The 18569-nt window shown below is 43.1% G+C and carries 13 protein-coding genes and 1 pseudogene; 4 read left to right on the forward strand and 10 right to left on the reverse strand.

The features are described from left to right. Nucleotides 1–4: 4 nt before the first annotated feature. Genes DFR63_RS04395 through allC form a run of 7 tightly spaced genes read right to left on the reverse strand, consistent with a single transcriptional unit; the run spans nt 5 to nt 8000 of the window. Nucleotides 5–772, reverse strand: a complete 768-nt coding sequence (locus DFR63_RS04395) for an oxamate carbamoyltransferase subunit AllH family protein (protein WP_115884553.1) — start codon at nt 770–772, stop codon at nt 5–7. Beyond that, the gene (locus tag DFR63_RS04400) at nt 773–2038 is read right to left on the reverse strand and encodes a YlbE family protein (protein ID WP_115884555.1); all 1266 of its coding nucleotides are present in this window, start codon (nt 2036–2038) and stop codon (nt 773–775) included. Beyond that, a complete protein-coding gene (gene fdrA, locus DFR63_RS04405) occupies nt 2038–3789 on the reverse strand; it encodes an acyl-CoA synthetase FdrA (protein ID WP_115884558.1) in 1752 nt (583 codons plus the stop codon). Before fdrA ends, DFR63_RS04400 begins: the two co-directional genes overlap by 1 nt. Nucleotides 3790–3808: 19 nt before the next feature. Continuing rightward, complete coding sequence (allD, locus tag DFR63_RS04410) at nt 3809–4858, reverse strand: ureidoglycolate dehydrogenase (RefSeq protein WP_115884561.1); 1050 nt, start codon at nt 4856–4858, stop codon at nt 3809–3811. Nucleotides 4859–4875: 17 nt separating this feature from the next. Beyond that, nucleotides 4876–5904, reverse strand: coding sequence for an ureidoglycolate dehydrogenase (allD, locus tag DFR63_RS04415; protein ID WP_115884563.1), 1029 nt, complete (start codon nt 5902–5904; stop codon nt 4876–4878). 24 nt (nt 5905–5928) lie between these two features. Beyond that, the gene (allE, locus tag DFR63_RS04420) at nt 5929–6720 is read right to left on the reverse strand and encodes a (S)-ureidoglycine aminohydrolase (protein ID WP_115884566.1); all 792 of its coding nucleotides are present in this window, start codon (nt 6718–6720) and stop codon (nt 5929–5931) included. 56 nt (nt 6721–6776) lie between these two features. Then, complete coding sequence (allC, locus tag DFR63_RS04425; RefSeq protein ID WP_115884775.1) at nt 6777–8000, reverse strand: allantoate deiminase; 1224 nt, start codon at nt 7998–8000, stop codon at nt 6777–6779. 171 nt (nt 8001–8171) lie between these two features. On the opposite strand from allC, the gene DFR63_RS04430 reads away from it, so the two are divergent. Then, a complete protein-coding gene (locus tag DFR63_RS04430) occupies nt 8172–8990 on the forward strand; it encodes an alpha/beta hydrolase (protein WP_115884568.1) in 819 nt (272 codons plus the stop codon). Nucleotides 8991–9584: 594 nt separating this feature from the next. Here the strand turns inward: DFR63_RS04430 and allB are convergent. Further along, the gene (gene allB, locus DFR63_RS04435; protein WP_115884571.1) at nt 9585–10952 is read right to left on the reverse strand and encodes an allantoinase AllB; all 1368 of its coding nucleotides are present in this window, start codon (nt 10950–10952) and stop codon (nt 9585–9587) included. A gap of 240 nt (nt 10953–11192) precedes the next feature. Between allB and DFR63_RS04440 the strand changes: the two genes are divergently transcribed. Continuing rightward, complete coding sequence (locus tag DFR63_RS04440) at nt 11193–12803, forward strand: PucR family transcriptional regulator (RefSeq protein WP_115884573.1); 1611 nt, start codon at nt 11193–11195, stop codon at nt 12801–12803. A gap of 113 nt (nt 12804–12916) precedes the next feature. Next, a pseudogene (locus DFR63_RS11865) lies at nt 12917–13535 on the forward strand (MFS transporter). Between the two features lie 140 nt (nt 13536–13675). Here the strand turns inward: DFR63_RS11865 and DFR63_RS04450 are convergent. Together DFR63_RS04450 and DFR63_RS04455 are read right to left on the reverse strand one after the other, a co-directional pair. Then, entirely contained in the window at nt 13676–15298 is a 1623-nt protein-coding gene (locus DFR63_RS04450; RefSeq protein ID WP_245954126.1) for an SLC13 family permease, read from the reverse strand. Between the two features lie 196 nt (nt 15299–15494). Next, nucleotides 15495–16742, reverse strand: a complete 1248-nt coding sequence (locus DFR63_RS04455; RefSeq protein WP_115884576.1) for an MFS transporter — start codon at nt 16740–16742, stop codon at nt 15495–15497. 227 nt (nt 16743–16969) lie between these two features. Between DFR63_RS04455 and DFR63_RS04460 the strand changes: the two genes are divergently transcribed. Beyond that, on the forward strand, nt 16970–18193 hold the full coding sequence (locus DFR63_RS04460; protein ID WP_115884578.1) for a pyridoxal-phosphate-dependent aminotransferase family protein: 1224 nt from the start codon (nt 16970–16972) through the stop codon (nt 18191–18193). The last annotated feature ends 376 nt before the right edge of the window (nt 18194–18569 follow it).

Consider the following 18569-nt stretch of genomic DNA (forward strand, 5'->3'; position numbering starts at 1 on the left):
TCTTTCATCTCCTATTTAGTGTCATATAAATACCGTACAGCGTGTCGCGCCCTGAACTTGAGCCGAGCTCAAGCAGTTCATCGGCACTTTCCTGTGACGGCTCATTACCAATTGCTGTAATACGTGTACTGAATATTCCTTTTAACGCCAGTTTAATAAAATTTTCGCTGACAATTGTCGTCACCGTCTGACTAATATACTGATCCAGTGCAAAGAGATGCTTCTCGGCGATAAACGGCTGGAGCTTATCGACATACAGAATACCTGTAATAATATCATCGCCTGACGGCGTCAGCCCGATACCCCGTCCCGCTAAATAAGCGAGCGGAAAATCCGCGCTGTCATCAGCAAGATCATCGATAATCGACGAGAGCTTTGCGGGATTGAAATCGCCTCCATCATAATCTGTGAAGTCATAGTCATCGACAACTTTTCTAATTGTACTAATATCAGCCCGTTCTGTCACTTCTTTATAAGCATATAGTTCAGCCTTATTTACCATCAGCATAAAATCGTTATGATTTACGCCATTTTTAGTCAGCCTGACGGTATCATTAACTTTAAGCGTTTCTTTAATGTGATGTATTGTATATTGATCTATCGTAATTCCAAATGGAAAATAACCATTTTTATTTGTTCCGATAAAGATTAACTCATTCTTGTCATTAACAATATTAAAACCATTGTTAAAAATACTGTGCACACGCATTGCTTTATTTGTTTTTAACAAGGAAAGTGCGATCTCTCCGATCGCACTTGACTCATATATCATTTATGCATTAAACCCGAGTTTTTCAGCATAAGCTGTAATTGCTTTTTCGAAACATTCGATTGGCGGGTTAACTGTACCGGCACCAATCTGACCAAATCCTGCAACTTTGTGTGCAATACCTGTGTTAATTACCGGAAGGATTCCTGATTCAACTACTTTACGCGCATCGATTCCTGTTGGTGCACCTTTAAAATCCCAAGTCGGGATAATGAAGTTAGGGTTTTCCTGTTCTGTAATTTCAGCCATGTTATTGCTTGTTTCAAGTGCATCGTTGAAACCGCCTGAACCGACAAAGCGAGTAACAGCAGGTGCTGCAATCATCGCCATACCGCCGACACCGATTGTTTCAGTAATCGCAGAGTCACCGATATCCGTGTTTGCATCTTCAGCTGAGTAACCAGTGAAGTACAGACCTTGAGGTGTGTTTACCGGTGCTGTGAACCACTCATCACCCATACCTGCGATACGGATACCGAAGTTTTCACCGTTACGGCACATTGCTGTAACGATTGTACCGTGTTCAATTGTACGCGCAGCATCAGTCATTGCTTTAGCTGTAGCCATTGCCACGTTTAAGAAGAACTGGTCAGTGTCAGCAAGGAACTGCATAACTTCTTCGCGTTTTTCTAATTCAACATCTTCAAGGCTTGTAATTGCCGGAGCAACTTCCTTAAGGAAAGCCAGTGAGGCTGCGATATTTCTCTGGTGGAATTCGTCACCCATAGCAATCGCTTTAGCAACTAAAACGTTGACGTTTAAACCTTCGTCCATTGTTTTAAGCGCTTTTGATAATACCGGGCCAAGTACATCTTTCATCCAGTGAAGACGTGTAAGAACCTGGTCGCTGTAAGAACCGAAACGAAGAACCGCACCGATACCTTCGTTTAAAGTACAGTAAGCTTCGTTGCCGTGTTCTTTGTTAACAACAACTACAACAGGCATGTTCATTGAAGTAATACCGCCCATTGGCCCTACTGCATTTACGTGGTGACAAGGGATGAAAGTGATTTTGCCGTTTTCCAGCAATTCACGTGCACCCTGTTCGTCGTCTGCCCATCCCTCAAAAAGAATAGCACCGACACATGAACCCTGCATAGGATCAGTCATGTTTTCATATTTAATCGGAGGTCCGGCATGTAATAATACATGCTCAGTCAGTTCCGGAATTACAGTGTGTGCAGGTACAACATCTGTTAAGAAAGGCGCTGAGCCAATCATTTTCTGTACGACTGCTTTGTTTGCTTCATCTATAGTTTGGTAAGCCATTATACATTCTCTCCTTCATAATTGTTTAAGAATTGAAGTACTTTCATAAGCTTCTCATCGCCGCCGGCAACTGGACGCCAGTTGAACTGAACAACTTCAGCTCCGCTGTTTTCTACTGCTTCAGTGAAACTCTTCAGACCGATGTTGATTACGCTCGGTTTGTTAGAAATCAGGCTCATCATTTTATCGTCTACAGAAAGGTCTTCAGTACCTTTGTCGAATGCTTTGATTTCAAGTTCAGGCTGAACGACTTTGCCGTCGATTAATTCAATTGCTGTACGTACCATCTGATCGTTAGTATCACAGATTACCGCACCTGCTTCTTCTAAAATCTGACGCTGTTTGTCATAGCCTTGAGCATCTTTGTCAGTACCGACTACAGTTGCAAGAACGACTAATGAACGCTCTTCTGAAGCTGCTTTGTCCGTAATGCGTTTAATTGTCGGAGCAAGTTCAGAAGCCATGTCGGCATGTGAACCGTAACCGATAACGTTGTCGAGCATAATAACTGCAGTATCTTCACTGTCAGCAGATGTTTCTAATTTCTGAATACGTTTTTCAGGGTCGATCATCGGGTGAGGCTTACCTTGTGTATACATGTCATCACCGAGGTCGATAACTTCGTGTGATGCAGATTTGTATGTGAAACCTTCATCTTTAATTTCTTCTTCACCAAGTGAATGTTTAATCATCATCGCTGCTTCACTTGCAAGCGTACCGCCTGAGTAATAAGCTTTGATGCCTTTTTGGTTTTTATCGAAGTCCGCTTTAATGTTGTCTTGAGCTGAAGGTGTGAAGTTAACTTTCTCATCATTTGACAGCTGAACTGATGCAACTGCAGCTTCTTCAAGAGTGTAAGCGTGATAAATTTCTTCTTCCTGATATTCAGGTTTGTTACCAAGGAATAAAGCAACGACTGGTTTGTCAATGCTGCGCAGTAAGCTTTCTACTTTTTCCTGTACTTCTTTAGCCGGCGGCTTAGAAATAACAGTGATGACCTTAACTTTAGGATCCTGATTTAACGCTTTAATGCTGTCGAGCATAGTTACAGCGCCGACCTCTGTAGATAAGTCGCGTCCGCCTGTACCGATAGCGTTCGTTACACCTTTGCCCATACGGTCGATAATAGTAGTAACTTCCTGGATGCCTGTACCTGATGCACCGACAACACCGATGTCGCCTTCAGCAACTGTGTTTGTAAATGCTAACGGCACGCTGTGGATAATTCCTGTACCGCAGTCAGGACCCATTACTAATAATCCTTTGTCGTGTGCAAGTTCTTTCAGACGAACTTCGTCTTCTTTTGCCACGTTGTCACTGAACATGAATACGTGCAATCCGTTATGAAGTGCGTTTTCAGCTTCCATAGCCGCGTATGTGCCGGGAATTGAAATCATTGCAAGGTTCGGATTGTTTGCAAGTTCAAGCGCACGCTTCCAGTTGTGAGCTTCACTGCTCTTAGCAGACTCGTCAGAACCGCCTTCGCCTGCAAGTTCAGTATCAACTGCTTCGTTCACTTCATCAACTTTTGATTCGTCTTCAGTATCGATTACAATAGCGATATCGTTGGCACTTGCTGTTTCAAGTTCCGGAGTACCGAGTCCTGCACCTTTAAAAATGTCTTTGTTAGCAGGCGTTCCCATCATAACTGATGCTTTGTTCACGCCGTCCATAGCGCTTAATTTCTGGCTTAAAAGCATTAATACGATAGAATCCTGATACGTATTTTCTTTAATAATTGTATATAACATCATGTACCTCCACTAATATTTATTCTGCAAATCTGTTTTTGCCGTGGTAGCGATCAAAATGAATATCGTCACTCACGAGGTAGTCATAAATTTCATCGACAATTTCTATGCCTTCTTCATCGTACTTATCCGCACGCATCTTGCCGCGTTCTCCCGGATAATTGACTTCTGTAAATCCTGGTGCCGGTGTCTGTTCTTTCAGTTCGTCAAGCATAGTTGACAGCTGACGCTTAAACTGATTCACATCCGTAAAGTAAGCCGGATTAATGACGATATGAAGCTGGCCAAGCTGTCTGCCTGCAGTTAAGTCTTTGTACATGCTCGATACATGCACTCCGTGCGGCAGACCTAAGAGACTGCCTGAAAGGATATCGACCATCATCATAAGGCCGTAGCCTTTCGGTCCTGCTACAGGAACGAGGGCGTGAACGTCTCTTGAGTTTGTCGTCGGTTCACCTTTATCGTTAACAGCCCAGGTATCCGGAATATCATTGCCCTTAGACCGGGCGTCGAGCACTTTACCCCAGGCCTGCACTGTCGTTGCCATGTCGAACGTAATAATACGCTCGTCATTGGTCGGTGCACTGAAGGCGATTGGATTCGTACCGAAGTACGGCTCTGTGCCGCCGAAAGGCACAACCATCGGATCGGATTGGCAGACAGAAATTGCCACCATGTCCTCTTTTGCCGCCTGTTCAACGAAGTAGCCGAGAGCGCCGGAGTGGGAAATGTTCGTCATGCCGACGACAGATACACCATTATCGCGTGCAATTTCAATAGCGTGCTCCATACCCTGTTTTGCAACTTGATGACCTGGACCGTTGTCACCATCTAATATAGCTGTTGACGGGCCGGTCTTTTCAAATTTATATTCCGGGTCGCTGGTAATACCGCCTTTGGCAATACGTTCTGCATAATATTCGACGCGCACTGCACCGTGGGAATGAATACCGCGGTGGTCAGCAAATGTTAAAACATCACTAATATCAGCCGCCGCCTCTTCTTTTAAGCCTGCTTTTTGAAGTTTATCTTTCATTAAGTTGAATAATTCTTCTTTTGATACGCGCATTTACAAAACCTCACCTTTTAATATGGTGTATCCGATTTTAAATACTCCAAGATGTCTTTTGGAATCGGAATACCTGATTTTTCGTATTCAGCTTTCGTCGCTTCCATTAATTCACCCGGGTAGTATACCTGATCAAATCCTGTTGCCGGCTTGTTGTCGTGAAGTTCATCAACCATCGTATCCATTTTTTCTTCCATCGCTTCTCTTGAACTGAAGAAGTCTGGATTGATTACGAGGTGGAACTGTCCTAAACGGCGGTACTCGCTCAAGTCTTTGTACATACTTGTAACGTGTTTGCCGTGGTTTAAGCCGAGCAGGCTGCCCGCTAAAATGTCAACAATCATCATCAAGCCGTAACCTTTAGGACCTGCTACCGGAAGCAGTGCATTTACTGCATACGGGTCAGTCGTCGGGTTGCCGTCTGAATCAACCGCCCATGTGTCAGGAATATCTTTGTTTTTACTGCGTGCATCGAGGATTTTACCCCAGGCCTGCACTGTCGTTGCCATATCAAAAACGATTGGTGTATCGTTTTTGCGCGGCGCTGCGAAAGCGATCGGGTTCGTACCGAAGTACGGATCAGAACCGCCGAAAGGTACAACCATCGGATCTGATTGACACACTGATAAAGCAACCATACCCTGTTCAGCTGCTTTTTGTACGAAGTAGCCGATAGCGCCCGAGTGGCTCATTTCGCTGACGCCGACTGCACCGATGCCGGATTCTTTAGCGAGGTTAACCGCTTCTTCCATCGCTTCATATGCAACGTAGTGGCCGACAGCGTTATCGCCGTGATAGACACCAGTTGACGGTCCGGTTTTCTCAAACTTAAGTTCCGGTTCGTTATTGAAGCCGCCTTTTGCACAGCGTTCAGAATAATACTGCATGCGCACTGAACCGTGGGAATGAATGCCGCGCTCATCTGCCCAGACGAGGACGTCTGCGGCACGATCAGCGTAAGCTTCCGGCATACCATTCAGCATCAGTTTTTCTTTAAATAACCGGCGAAGTTCAGATGAATTCGAAATTACCAGTTGTTCTGACATATCGTTGCCTCCTGAATAGTTTAATTAGATTTCAACGTCTCTGTTGGCATCTTTAGAGTAAATATATGAGAATGACTCATCGAGACCGACTGCATAAGTTGCCTGCAGCGCATATGCACCCATAAAGATGTAGTCGCCTTTATCAACAGGCATCCAGTTGTTATCAAGATTGTACATTCCGCGTCCGCTTAACACGTAAGCGCCGTGTTCCTGTACGTGAGTTTCGATATAGCCGTGTGAAGCACCCGGTTTAAATGACAGGATGTGGAAGTTCATGTCGTAAGCAATATCGGCAGGAAGAAGGTCTTGTACAAGCACTTCGTCCATTCCTTCGTAAGCTTTAGCCTGAATGTCATTTACATTGCCTGTAACGATTTCAGGTTTGCCGACACCTTTAGCTTCCTGGTAACGTTTTTTGTAAAGGAAAAGACGGCTGTCTTCACCATTATTATTGTTAACAAAAGTCAGTTCAAGGTGTGGTGGAACGTAAATATATCCGCCTTCTGATAATTCGTAAGTTTCTCCGTCGACTGTTGCAGTAACGTTTCCGTATACTACATACATGAAAGTCTGTACGCCGTCTCCGCCGAAGCCTTGAGTGTTTCCGCCCTCGTTTTTAACAGTAACTAAATAGTCAACGAAACGTGCGCCCATGCGCGGTGAACCGAGGATTGACATATCGCAGTCGACAAATCCAGGTACGACATTATTTACAAGTCCGTCCGGCGTAAGTACCGCGAACTCATCCTTTTTAACGATTGAACGTGTTTCAAGTAATCCTTCTCTGTATCCTTGCTGATGATTTAAGTAACCCATTATTATATCTCCCTTTCTTAATATCCAAATATTTTATAAGAATCTTTAACCGCTGATTAATACGCTAATTTGTAAAGAGTTTCTGCCAGTACTTCAATACCATTAACGAGGTCGTCAATATCAGTTTCTTCTTCCACGTTATGCGAGATGCCTCCGATTGAAGGAACAAAAAGCATTCCTGTCGGCATATAGCCTGCGAAGATCTGTGCATCATGACCGGCGCCTGAAGGCATTACTTTGTAAGAATCTCCAACTACTTTTTCAGCTGATTCTTCAATCATTTTAACGATTGACTCATCCATCAGTCCTGGAGACTGTTCCATCCACAGGTTAATATCTGCAGTCATGCCGTATTTATCAGCAACTTCATTAATTGTCGATTCTACAGTTTTCGCAAATGCATTCAGTTCTTCTTCATCGATATGACGCGTATCCACGGAGAATTCAACTTCACCAGGAACAACGTTTACGACACCAGGAACCGGTTTAACACTGCCGAAAGTAACAACGAGCGGGTCGCCGATTTCGCGTGCTTTTTGAACTAAAGTCTGTGCGATTTCAGTGAATGCCACAACTGCATCTTTACGGTAGCCCATCGGAGTTGTACCTGCGTGGTTTGCTTCACCTTTTAAGTTAATTGTGTAGCGTTTTTGACCGACAATACCAGTAACTACACCAATTTGTTTTTCTTCTTTTTCTAAGATTTGGCCCTGCTCGATGTGAACTTCAATGAAAGCTTTAATATCATCTCGGACTTTATCGTCTGTTCTGAAATCAAATCCTGAGTCTCTCATTGCATCGACGAATTTAATACCTTCGTCATCTGTAATGTCTTTAACATCGTCGCTATTCTGCAGGTTGAAGAAGTTTTTAACACCCCAGAAAGTATAAGGGAAGCGTGATCCTTCTTCTTCAGCAATCGACAGCACTTCGAGCGTGCGTTTCGGCTGTCCGTATTTTTCTTTCAGGTAAAGTGTAGCAATTAAAGCACTTAAAATACCGAATTGACCGTCAAGGTGGCCCCCTTCAGCGACTGTATCAATGTGCGAACCGCTCATGATTGTCTCATCCGGGAATTCACTTCCGATTAAACGGCCTGAAACGTTACCGATTGCATCGCTGGAAACTTCCAAACCATTCTCTTTGAAGATATCCTGCAGTGCACCGACTGCCTGACGCCATTCTTCAGAATATAGTAAACGTGTGATTCCGCGCGGATCCAAGCCGCCGTAACTTGTAAACTGTTTGTCCAGTTTTAGGAAGGTTTCACGAATATCCATTATTTTATCCACTCCACTCATATTATTTCATTTATAATTATAGATTTAATTGCCTCCTCGGGCATTGACAGTTCCAACAATCATTATTTTTCAAATTATTCACTTTAGACAAATACACAAAAATTCATTAGTCTGTATAATAGTACAAGTAAATAAAGGAGGCTCAAACCTATGACAGCAGTAACTATAAAAGAAACTGACACTTACACTCTTTCTGGCAATTTGTATGAGAGCACCGCACAAAATGAATCGGACGTGCTCGGCACTTTGATTTATTTACACGGCGGCGGACTTGTGTTCGGAGAAAGAACGGACCTCCCTTCAGAATATACAGCGGTACTCAGACAAAAATTCCATGTGCTGACTGCCGATTACAGATTAGCGCCGGAATCTGATATCGACGATATCTTTACCGACTTACATCACATATATCACTACGCGGCATCTTTGAAACGCGGTAATGTATATATTATGGGGAGATCGGCAGGAGGTTTTTTAAGTTTAATCATGGCAAGGGACTTCGACATCTCAGGTGTGATAGACTTTTACGGCTATTTTAACTTTACCCACAGCGACTTTAATTACCTTCCGCACGACCAAAAACATTTATCAAATATGCTCACAAAAGAACTGGCGTCGAATAATATACGGGATTATACGACTGTGAACGAACCGCCTGATCCGAGATACCTGCTTTATTTATACTACCGGCATTCGGGAAACTGGGCCGAAACGCTCGGTATCGATACCGAATCCGATAAATACCGTCTGACCAATGACGATCTCGCAGCACTGCCTCCGGTCTTTATCGCACACGCCAAAGGCGATCCGGATGTCCCGGTGTTTTTCAGCAGGAAACTTGCTAAAACTGTGGCGATTAGTGAATTTGTCGAAGTCGATACGGTAACACACAACTTCGACCAGGAAGTATCTGAAGCCAATATCAAAATTTACGAACGCGCAGTTCAGTTTATGGCTGAACAGATTTAGAGTGAAACAGCGGTATATTGTGTGCCGGTGTTTTTCTTTTGGCCGATGGGTGGTTGGTGTTGGTGTTCTATGGAAGTCGTTGATTTGACAAGGTATCTGTAGATTGTTCTATGGACGTTGTTGATTTGATAAAATACTTACCGCAATTTGTTTGTCTTTTCATTTTAAGTTACCATGACAATCTCACATGGGAACCCAAAGCACGTTAAGTTACCACGTCAATTCCACATGGGAACCCAAAGCACGTTAAGTTACCACGTCAATTCCACATGGGAATCCAAACCACGTTAAATTGCCACGTCTATCTCACATGGGAACCCAAACCACGTTAAATTACCTTGTCAATCACACACGGGAACCCAACACACGTTAAATTGCCACGTCTATCTCACATGGGAATCCAAACCACGTTAAATTACCACGTCAATTCCACATGGGGATCCAACACGCTTTAAGTTACCACGTCAATTCCACATGGGAATCCAACACGCTTTAAGTTACCACGTCAAACTCACACGGGCATCCACCCCACCAACTCTCTCATTCCACCAAAAAGCACCCCGCAATCAAAAATTGCGCGGTGCTTCCCTTAATTTATTTATAAAATTTACCGATTTTAGCGTCGCTTACGCCGTTTTCGAGTGAATAGATTTCTTCACCGCGTAAAATTGTAGCGGCAACCTGTGCGCCGATTTCGCGTCCGATGTAAGGACTGATTTTATTGCGGTATTCTAATTCTTCTTTTTCAACTGTGTAAGGTGAATCGCCTTTTATCAGCACGAAGTCAGCATCGTACCCCACTTCAATACGGCCTTTTCCTTCAAGTTCAAAACGTGCAGCCACGTTAGTTGCAATAATGTCAGAGAACTGAACGAGTGACATGCCGCGTTTTTGGACTGCTTCATCAAACAGCATATCCACGTTATTCTGGATCCCTGAGATTCCGCCCCACGCTTTAAATGCATCGTCAGTGTCTTTAAGATCAGGTGTACATGGTGAGTGGTCACTTGTAACGAACATCACTTTTCCGTCAAATACGCGTTCCCACATTCCTTCAAGACGTGATTTTTCACGGATTGGCGGCGAGCATTTCACTACCGGTCCAATATCATCGAGTTCTTCTTTATAGAAGTATAAGTAGTGAGTACATGTTTCGCATGTAATATCCACACCGTCATTTGCTGCTTCATTGATTAAATCAATGCCTTCAGCACATGCTACGTGCACGATATGCACACGGCATCCTGTTTCACGCGCGAATAAAATAATTTTTTGAATCGGCTCAATTTCAGTAAATACAGGACGTGAGTCCACATAAGCTGCTAGTGATTTTTCACCGCGCTCCTGGGCAAGCTGGCCGAGTTTATCTGTGATTGGCCCGTTTTCAGCGTGAATCGACAGGATTTTACCTGTTTTTGCAATTTGACGCATTCCTTCATATAAAGAGTAATCGTCGACGTTCATAAAGTCGCCTTCAATTGCGCGGTCGCCTGCTGTTGCAACGAACGCTTTATAAGCCACAACGCCGTTTTCATCAAGCTCCTGAATCCCGCCTTCAAGATTAAACGGCACTAAGCCGCCGTAGCTGTAAACATCCACAGATAATTTATCTTCACCGGCTGCAAATTTCTTGTTAATCGACTCTTCGTCAACTGTTGCCGGAATTTGGTTTAAAGGCATTTCGATAAATGACGTCACTCCGCCTTTTGCTGATGCGCGTGTACCTGTATCGTACCCTTCCCAGTGATCGCGGATACTGCCGCCCGGTTCACTGATATGTACGTGAGCATCGATCATACCCGGTGATACAATTAAACCTTCTGCATCTTTAACACGCGCTTCGCCTGCATCAATATCTGTACCGATAGCAGCAATCTTGCCGTCTTTCACACCGATATCGACATTCTTTTCTCCGCCTGGTAAAATTACCAGTCCGTTTTTTATAACTAAATCAAAAGCCATTTATATTCCTCCTGACCATTTCTGTAAAAACGTAAAACGCAAAAGTATTACTCAGCTGTGTGTATACTTTACCCTTAGTGCAGCCAGTAAAACGCACAGCTGGTTAATTATATTTACGTTTTAATTATTATTAGTGTACTATTATATGAAGAAATAAATATAGTTAAAATATTACGTCTGAATATTAAATTTGTGCATTTTGTACAAATTCTTATATACGGCATTTTAGGTGATGACTAATTGGTATCTATTAAAGAGATTTTATCCTTGGAACGTTTCAGCAATTTCAAATTAATAAATAAAAATGCGGACCTGTCCCGCGAAGTGACCAGTGTCGATATTACGGAAACACCGGATGTGAAAGATTATACATCCCAGGATACACTCCTTTTAACGACTGCCATGAATTTTAAGGACAACCAGCAGTCGCTCATTAACTTTATCAGTGAGCTTGCCAGCGTGCCTGTTGCGGCACTCGGCATTAAATTATCGCGTTTCATTCACACGATTGACAAAGAAGTGATTGAACACGCCGACAAGCTCGGCTTCCCGCTGATAGAAATTCCGGAAAACTGGAAGCTCGGCCAGGCGACTCACAGCATTTCCACTTATATTTCAAAAGATGAAACGGAAAAATTATATTACGCGCTGGAAGTGCAGCAGCGAATGAATTCCATGCTGATTAAAGAATTCAGCGTCGAACGCATGCTGAATCAGCTGAGCCAGTTTTTACGCTTGCCCCTTGTGCTGATTAATCCATTTTATAAAGTAGAGGTAACGAGCAACGATTTTAAAAATGATCAGAAGCTGCTGAAGGAAAACCTGAGGTATTTCAACAATGTGTATCTGCCTGATAAAGACAGCGTAAATGTCGATTTCAACAGCAGGATTGCAGTATTCGAAGTTCCGGCTTTCAGCTATTTCCCTTATTATTTAATCGTATCGAATCTCGAAACTATTAGTTATCCTTTCAGCCATCTCGCCATAGAACAGGCGATTAACTCGCTGTCGTTCGCGATTTATAAAGATTCAAGAATACGCGCGACCGAGCAGGAAGATGTAAATCTGCTTTTCAGCTCCCTGATCAATACAACTGATGGCTCGCCTATCAGTCTCGAGAGCAACCCGGAGTTTTTCGAGCGCTATCATTTGAAAGATTCCTCATATTATAAAGTGATTATTTGCGGCATTGATCCGGGCAGCGATATTGAGAATTCTGAGTATGTCAATGAACGCTACCAGCTGACCTTCGAATGGCTGCAGAGCGTTCTCGTTACTCTCGACCCGAACATCAGTATTTTCGGTTTCGGCGATTCAAATAAATTCGCTATTCTGCTGCAGGACAAGCATGAATATTACGAAGCATACTGCCGCCATCTGCAGCAGGAATACAAGAAGTTCTTTAAAGAGTCACTATCCTTCGGCATAGGCAATGAAGTATCGGATTTCACTCAGATTCATTCTTCTTTCGTAGAAGCGCTGGAAACTTTTGACCTCTGCAAAGGTGAAGGAAAACGCGAGTTTCTCGAAATTTATCGTCCTCGGAATTTTGAAGAACTGCTGCAGCTCCTGCCGCAGGATAAAGTCCGCCCGTTTGTTCTAAGCACTCTCGGCGAACTTGCTTTTCCGTCCAATACAAAAGATAAAGAATTAAAGAAAACACTGCAGAGTTATATGGATAATCAGTGCGACATTACGAAAACATCCAATGATATTTTCGTGCACAGAAATACTGTCAAATACCGCATTAATAAGTGCGAAGAAATGCTCAGAGTAAATGTAAGTGATCCTGTGCATTCTCTCAATATTCGCCTTGCCTTATTCATTTCCAAGCACATCCAGAATAATTAATTTCTTGTGGGGGGATCAATAATTACAAACACTCATTGTTCAATGTGAACAATGAGTGTTTGTTTTTTAAAACGTATAACATAGGTAGTTGAAAATTACAGGAGGCGTACTTAATAAATGAATTAGAAAAGAACGGCTCCCAGTACTATAAAAAAATAATAGTTGCTTTAGTACTTGGCTGGGTCGCAATCTGGATTTACAGAACGATTTTGACACCGGTTTATCCTCAGATTCAGAGCTCTTTAATCGATGTATCTAACGCAGAAATCGGTCTGATCGCTTCTGTATATTTCTTTGCTTATACAGGAATGCAAATTCCCGCGGGCGTATATGTTGATAAATTTGCTCAGAAAGCAGTCTTAATTCCAGCATTTATCGGTTTTGTGATCGGTGCTGTTGTACTCGGTACAGCAGGTTTACTGCCACAAGTATACCTAGGGTATTGCTACAGGTAGTTACTACGGACTAATGGGGAAACTTGCAATCGATCCTGTATTAATCACTTACGTATCAGATTCTGTTCCGGAGCAAAAAACAGCCAAAACTCTTGGCCTGTTCAACTTCTTCGGTATGGCATCATCAGTCGTGGCACCTTGGCTGACAGGTTATATCGGTGACGTAACCGGTTCACAAGTACTTGCTTTCTATATCGGTTCAATCTTACTGATTGCCGCAGCAGTATTTTTCTTCTTTGTAATCTACCTTAGAAGCAAAAAAGAATCACACGCATAATAATATTTATAAAAGCAGCGGAGTCATCTATTTAATAGATATCTTCGCTGCTTTTTTGTCTTGAATTTTATATTAGCTCACTGACGAAAATGGTCCCCAGCCTTTTTGCAGGGGACTCATTTATTTTATTTATTAAACTGTTAGAACGGGAATACATGCAGGTCGATACCGTAAACGACCGGCACCCACAGATAAACCACAACGATAATGATAACTGAAGCAATGACATTCAGCCAGAACCCTGTTTTAACCATTTCTGCGATACTTACCTTATTTGTTCCAAAGACAATCGCATTCGGCGGTGTTCCGACAGGCAGCATGAAAGCACAGTTTGCAGCCATTGCTGCCGGAATCATTAAAGCAAGCGGATGAACATCAAGAGCAATCGCAAGTCCTGCAAGTACAGGTAAAATCATCGTTGCTGTTGCTGTATTTGATGTGAACTCTGTTAAGAACAGTATTAAAATTGCGACGATAGCAATCATCAGAATCAGCGGCATGCCGCCTACACCTGCGAGCATTTCACCAATCCAGGCATCGACGCCTGTGGCAACTATAGATCCAGCTAAAGCCAGCCCGCCCCCGAACAGAAGCAGAACCCCCCAAGGCAAGTCTTTTGCGACACCCCAGTCGAGAACACGCCCGTTTTGTTTCTTCGATGGAATCAGGAACAGAAGAACAGCAGCGAACATCGCAATGGAACCGTCGCCGAGCATTTCTGTAAACGCGAACTGATCGAAGAAGAAACCGCGCATAACCCATAGGGCTGCTGCCAGGATGAATATTACCAGCACCCATACTTCTTCTCTTGTCATTTTGCCAAGCTTTTCCAGTTCATCTGTGATAATTTTACGTCCGCCCGGCAGTTCTTTCATACCGTGCTTAAACGAGAAGTAATTCATATATGCCCAGGCAATCGCAAGCATTACAATGACTACCGGTATACCGACGAGCATCCACTGGGCAAAATTTAATTCAACATCAAAAATCTGTCTCATCTGGCCTGCCAGTATAATCAGCGGCGGCGTTCCGATTAAAGTACCGAGTCCGCCGATTGTTCCTGCATAACCGATACCGAGGACGAGTGCTTTCTCAAATAATTTAACATCGCCTCCGAGTTCCGGCGTTGATAACGAATGTGCTTCTTTAATAATTGCAAGACCGATTGGAATCATAATCATTACTGCTGCTGTATTGGATACGAACATTGAAAGCAAGGCAGTAGAGACCATAAACCCAAGTAAAATTGTTGCTGTTGTCGTACCTATAGCTTTAATAATAGACAGGGCAATACGGGTATGTAAATTCCATTTTTCCATTGCTACGGCGAGTAAGAAACCGCCCAAGAATAAGAATACTATGTCATCTCCGTAAAAACTTGCTGTTTCCTGATTTGACATTACTCCGCCCATCGGGAACAGAACCAGAGGCAGCAGCGATGTCGCTGGAATAGGAATAGCTTCGGTGACCCACCAAGTTGCTATCCACAATGCCGCAGCAACAACAAAGATGCCTGAGCTGTCCAGTGAATCAGATTTTAAAAACAGCAGAGCCAGAACAAAAAGCAGAGGCCCTAAAATTAAACCGATTAATTGAGCTTTACTATATGCTTTCCTGTGCTCTTCAGGCGAAGGCGCACCGGTCGCTGCATTTCTTAAATCTTTAGTACTAAAAAACTTGAGTAATGATTTTGTCCTTTTGGATTCACTCCAAAGGTTATCATAACTTTTTTGGACAACTCCTCTATCTTTGGAATCGCTCACAAAAATCCCCCCTAAAATAAACATGATTTGAATTTATCATAAATATTCAGATAAATCTATATAAATTTAATGTTTACTGATAAGTTTATCTTATTATTAAAATCATGTAAGCGCTTATAGTAAGAATTGTGCGAATAGTTTGTACCTGTCTTTCATAAAAAAACCCAAAGCTGATGTGAGCTTCGGGAAGGTCTTACTATATAATATTAATTGATTTTTCTACATGCTCTACTCTTTTATAACCTGATTCATCCAGCAGGAATACCGCAATAATACCGACAATAAGCAGGCCGCCTGCAAGGTAGAAGCCCATATCCAAGTTTCCTGTAACATCTGTAATGAAACCGGTAATGTACGGTGCTAAAATTGATGCCGACATTCCGATAAAGTTATAAATACCGAATGAAGTTGCAAGACCGACACGCGGCGCGTTATTAGCTACAACGGCAATCAGTACAGGGTTTGTACTTAACTTACCAACGATACCGTAAACGATGAGTGATACATAGAGTACCCACATCTGATCGAATAGTACGATAGAGATTGTCGATAGAAAAGCCAGCGGAACCATTACCAGTAGTACCGGACGCTGTTTGCCTAATTTGTCTGACAGCCAGCCGAAGAACAGCATACCAGGAATTGATGCCCATGGTACTAAAGATGACACGAAAGCAACACTTGAGCCGCTGATGCCGCGTGCTGTTTCAAGGTAGTACGGCAGCCAGGTCAGAATTACGAAGAAACCGTAGATCGAACAGAATATAGTGATAAAAGCCAGTATAAGGTTTCTATTTTTGAACAGTTCCGATACTTTCAGTTTCGCCGGTGCACCGCTTTCGCTCGTTGGCGCCTGATAACCAGGCGGGTGCTCCTTCACTATAATCCACATAATAATACCGATAACAATTACGATAACACCCATAATCCAGAACGGTGTGCGCCATGACATATCCATTTCCTGAACTGTAATACTGGAAATCCAATACCCGGCTGACATACCGATTGCCATACCACTGTTAATAATGGCACTGCCGAGAGTCAGGCGTTTTTGCGGAATCGCTTCAGATGATAATCCGTACTGCGGTCCATAGAATACACCCTGGAACATACCAGTCAGGAACCACATCATGAGGAACATATAAAATGTTACCATCTGCCCTGAAATGATAGCAAGAATACCAAAGCCGATAAAGGCAGGAATAATCATTTTCTTCCGTCCGAATTTATCTCCTAAAAACCCTGACGGTATTTGAGTCGCAGTATAACCTAGAAAGAACAGACTGCTTATTAAACCTAATTGAGCAGCGTTAATACTAAATTCAGACTGAATATTGGTCATAATCGGATTTAAAATTGTACGCGTTGCATAAATCGCAATCCATCCGAGCGTAAAAACAATGACGATTTTTATCCAGTAGCTGTTGGAAAGTTTTTTGTTTTCCATGGTTAATCTCCTTTTATAATAGTTTTATATTATGATCACTTTATATTTTACAGGACCGCTCCCGATATTGCTTTATCTATAGTAGATAATATTTTTATTGATATTGTGCAAAACATCACAAAAAATCGGGTGTGAAAATAAGTCTTATAAAAATATTTGTATAATTGCGTTAATAATTATATTATTAACAGTACAAAAAAATAAAAAGACGAAGGATGATGCGCATAATGGCAAGTTTACAAATAAACAAAAGACTGATCATGACACCTGGACCTGTTGCAGCAGATCCGAGAGTATCCCAGGCTATGAGCAATTCTATTCTTGGACAATTCGATCCGGAATTTACCGGAATAATGGATGAAACTATGGAATTAATCCGGAAATCATTTAAAACTGAAAATAAATGGTCATTTCCAATAGACGGCACAAGCCGTGCCGGCATCGAGGCTGTAATTGCCAGTATCGTTGAGCCGGGCGACAAGGTACTCGTTCCGATAATCGGACGTTTCGGTTACCTGGTGACTGAACTGGTTGAACGGGCCGGCGGTGTCGTTCATACAATCGAAGCGCCGATGGGAGAAGTAATCCCTGAGGATGATATTATTGAAAAAATGGATGAAGTACAACCTAAAGTTCTGGCAATTATTCACGGAGAAACATCGTCCGGCCGCCTGCAGCCGATTCAGAAAATTGGACATGCAGCAAAAGAACGCGGCATCTTTACTGTAGTTGATGCAGTAGCGACTTATATGGGCCAGGATATACCGGTTGATGAATGGGCACTCGACGCAGTAATCGGCGGTGCACAGAAATGTCTGTCGGTGCCGTCGGGAATTACTCCGATTACCTTCAATGAACGTTTCAGCAATGAGATTAATAAGCGGAAACGCGTGGAAAAAGGAATACGTACAGAGAATGACAAATCGACATCCCATTTCATTACGAGCAACTACCTGGATTTAACGCAGCTGCAGGACTACTGGGGCGAACGCCGCTTAAATCACCATACAGAGGCAACGGTGAACGTTTACGGGCTGTATGAGGGACTGAAGCTTGCAGTAGCTGAAGGTGTGGAAGCACGCGCCCGCCGTCACAGCTATCACCACGAAGCGATGAAAGAAGGAATAAAAGCACTCGGTCTTGAGCTGTTCGGTGATGAAGAACATGAGATGCAGATGGTCGTCTGCGTTAAAATACCGGAAGGAATTAATGACGCGGAATTCCGTGCCGAGTTGCTATCACGCTTCGGTATTGAAATTGCCGGCACCTTCGGTGCGGCTGCAGGTAAAATCTGGCGCATCGGTACTATGGGATATGTTGCTGAAAAACAGAACCTGCTGAACTTTATTACTACATTCGGTGTGTTTTTACAGTCACAGAACGCAGACAATATTGACCCTGCCGCTGGACTAAAAGCGATGACAGACTTTTACGATAACAATTCACTATAATTTAAAAATCCGGCTAATAACAGCTTAAGGATTACTCTCATCCGAGAATTATTTGTGCCGAAAACATTCCAACCAGAGCTAACACGCTCACTATTATGGAGAATTTGATGTCAGTTTCTGATGAGTGATGCCGCCCGTCATGCCTACGCACCAGTTCTTTCGTATACATGAGCGCCTGTCATGACTACGCACCGGACCTTTCGTATACATGAGCGCCTGTCATGACTGCGCACCAGGTCTTTCGTATACATGAGCGCCTGTCATGACTACGCACCGAGCCTTTCGTATACATGAGCGCCTGTCATGACTACGCACCGAGCCTTTCGTATACATGAAGTCCAGTCATACCAACCCTGAAGGGCCGCAGCCTGCTTTA

This window comes from Jeotgalicoccus halotolerans, assembly GCF_003387165.1.
Lineage (GTDB): Bacteria > Bacillota > Bacilli > Staphylococcales > Salinicoccaceae > Jeotgalicoccus > Jeotgalicoccus halotolerans.

Excerpts from the sequence above, each read along its gene's own strand:
- DFR63_RS04395 (WP_115884553.1), bottom strand. The coding sequence starts at position 772 with ATGATATATGAGTCAAGTGCGATCGGAGAGATCGCACTTTCCTTGTTA.
- DFR63_RS04400 (WP_115884555.1), bottom strand. The coding sequence starts at position 2,038 with ATGGCTTACCAAACTATAGATGAAGCAAACAAAGCAGTCGTACAGAAA.
- fdrA (WP_115884558.1), bottom strand. The coding sequence starts at position 3,789 with ATGTTATATACAATTATTAAAGAAAATACGTATCAGGATTCTATCGTA.
- allD (WP_115884561.1), bottom strand. The coding sequence starts at position 4,858 with ATGCGCGTATCAAAAGAAGAATTATTCAACTTAATGAAAGATAAACTT.
- allD (WP_115884563.1), bottom strand. The coding sequence starts at position 5,904 with ATGTCAGAACAACTGGTAATTTCGAATTCATCTGAACTTCGCCGGTTA.
- allE (WP_115884566.1), bottom strand. The coding sequence starts at position 6,720 with ATGGGTTACTTAAATCATCAGCAAGGATACAGAGAAGGATTACTTGAA.
- allC (WP_115884775.1), bottom strand. The coding sequence starts at position 8,000 with ATGGATATTCGTGAAACCTTCCTAAAACTGGACAAACAGTTTACAAGT.
- DFR63_RS04430 (WP_115884568.1), top strand. The coding sequence starts at position 8,172 with ATGACAGCAGTAACTATAAAAGAAACTGACACTTACACTCTTTCTGGC.
- allB (WP_115884571.1), bottom strand. The coding sequence starts at position 10,952 with ATGGCTTTTGATTTAGTTATAAAAAACGGACTGGTAATTTTACCAGGC.
- DFR63_RS04455 (WP_115884576.1), bottom strand. The coding sequence starts at position 16,742 with ATGGAAAACAAAAAACTTTCCAACAGCTACTGGATAAAAATCGTCATT.
- DFR63_RS04460 (WP_115884578.1), top strand. The coding sequence starts at position 16,970 with ATGGCAAGTTTACAAATAAACAAAAGACTGATCATGACACCTGGACCT.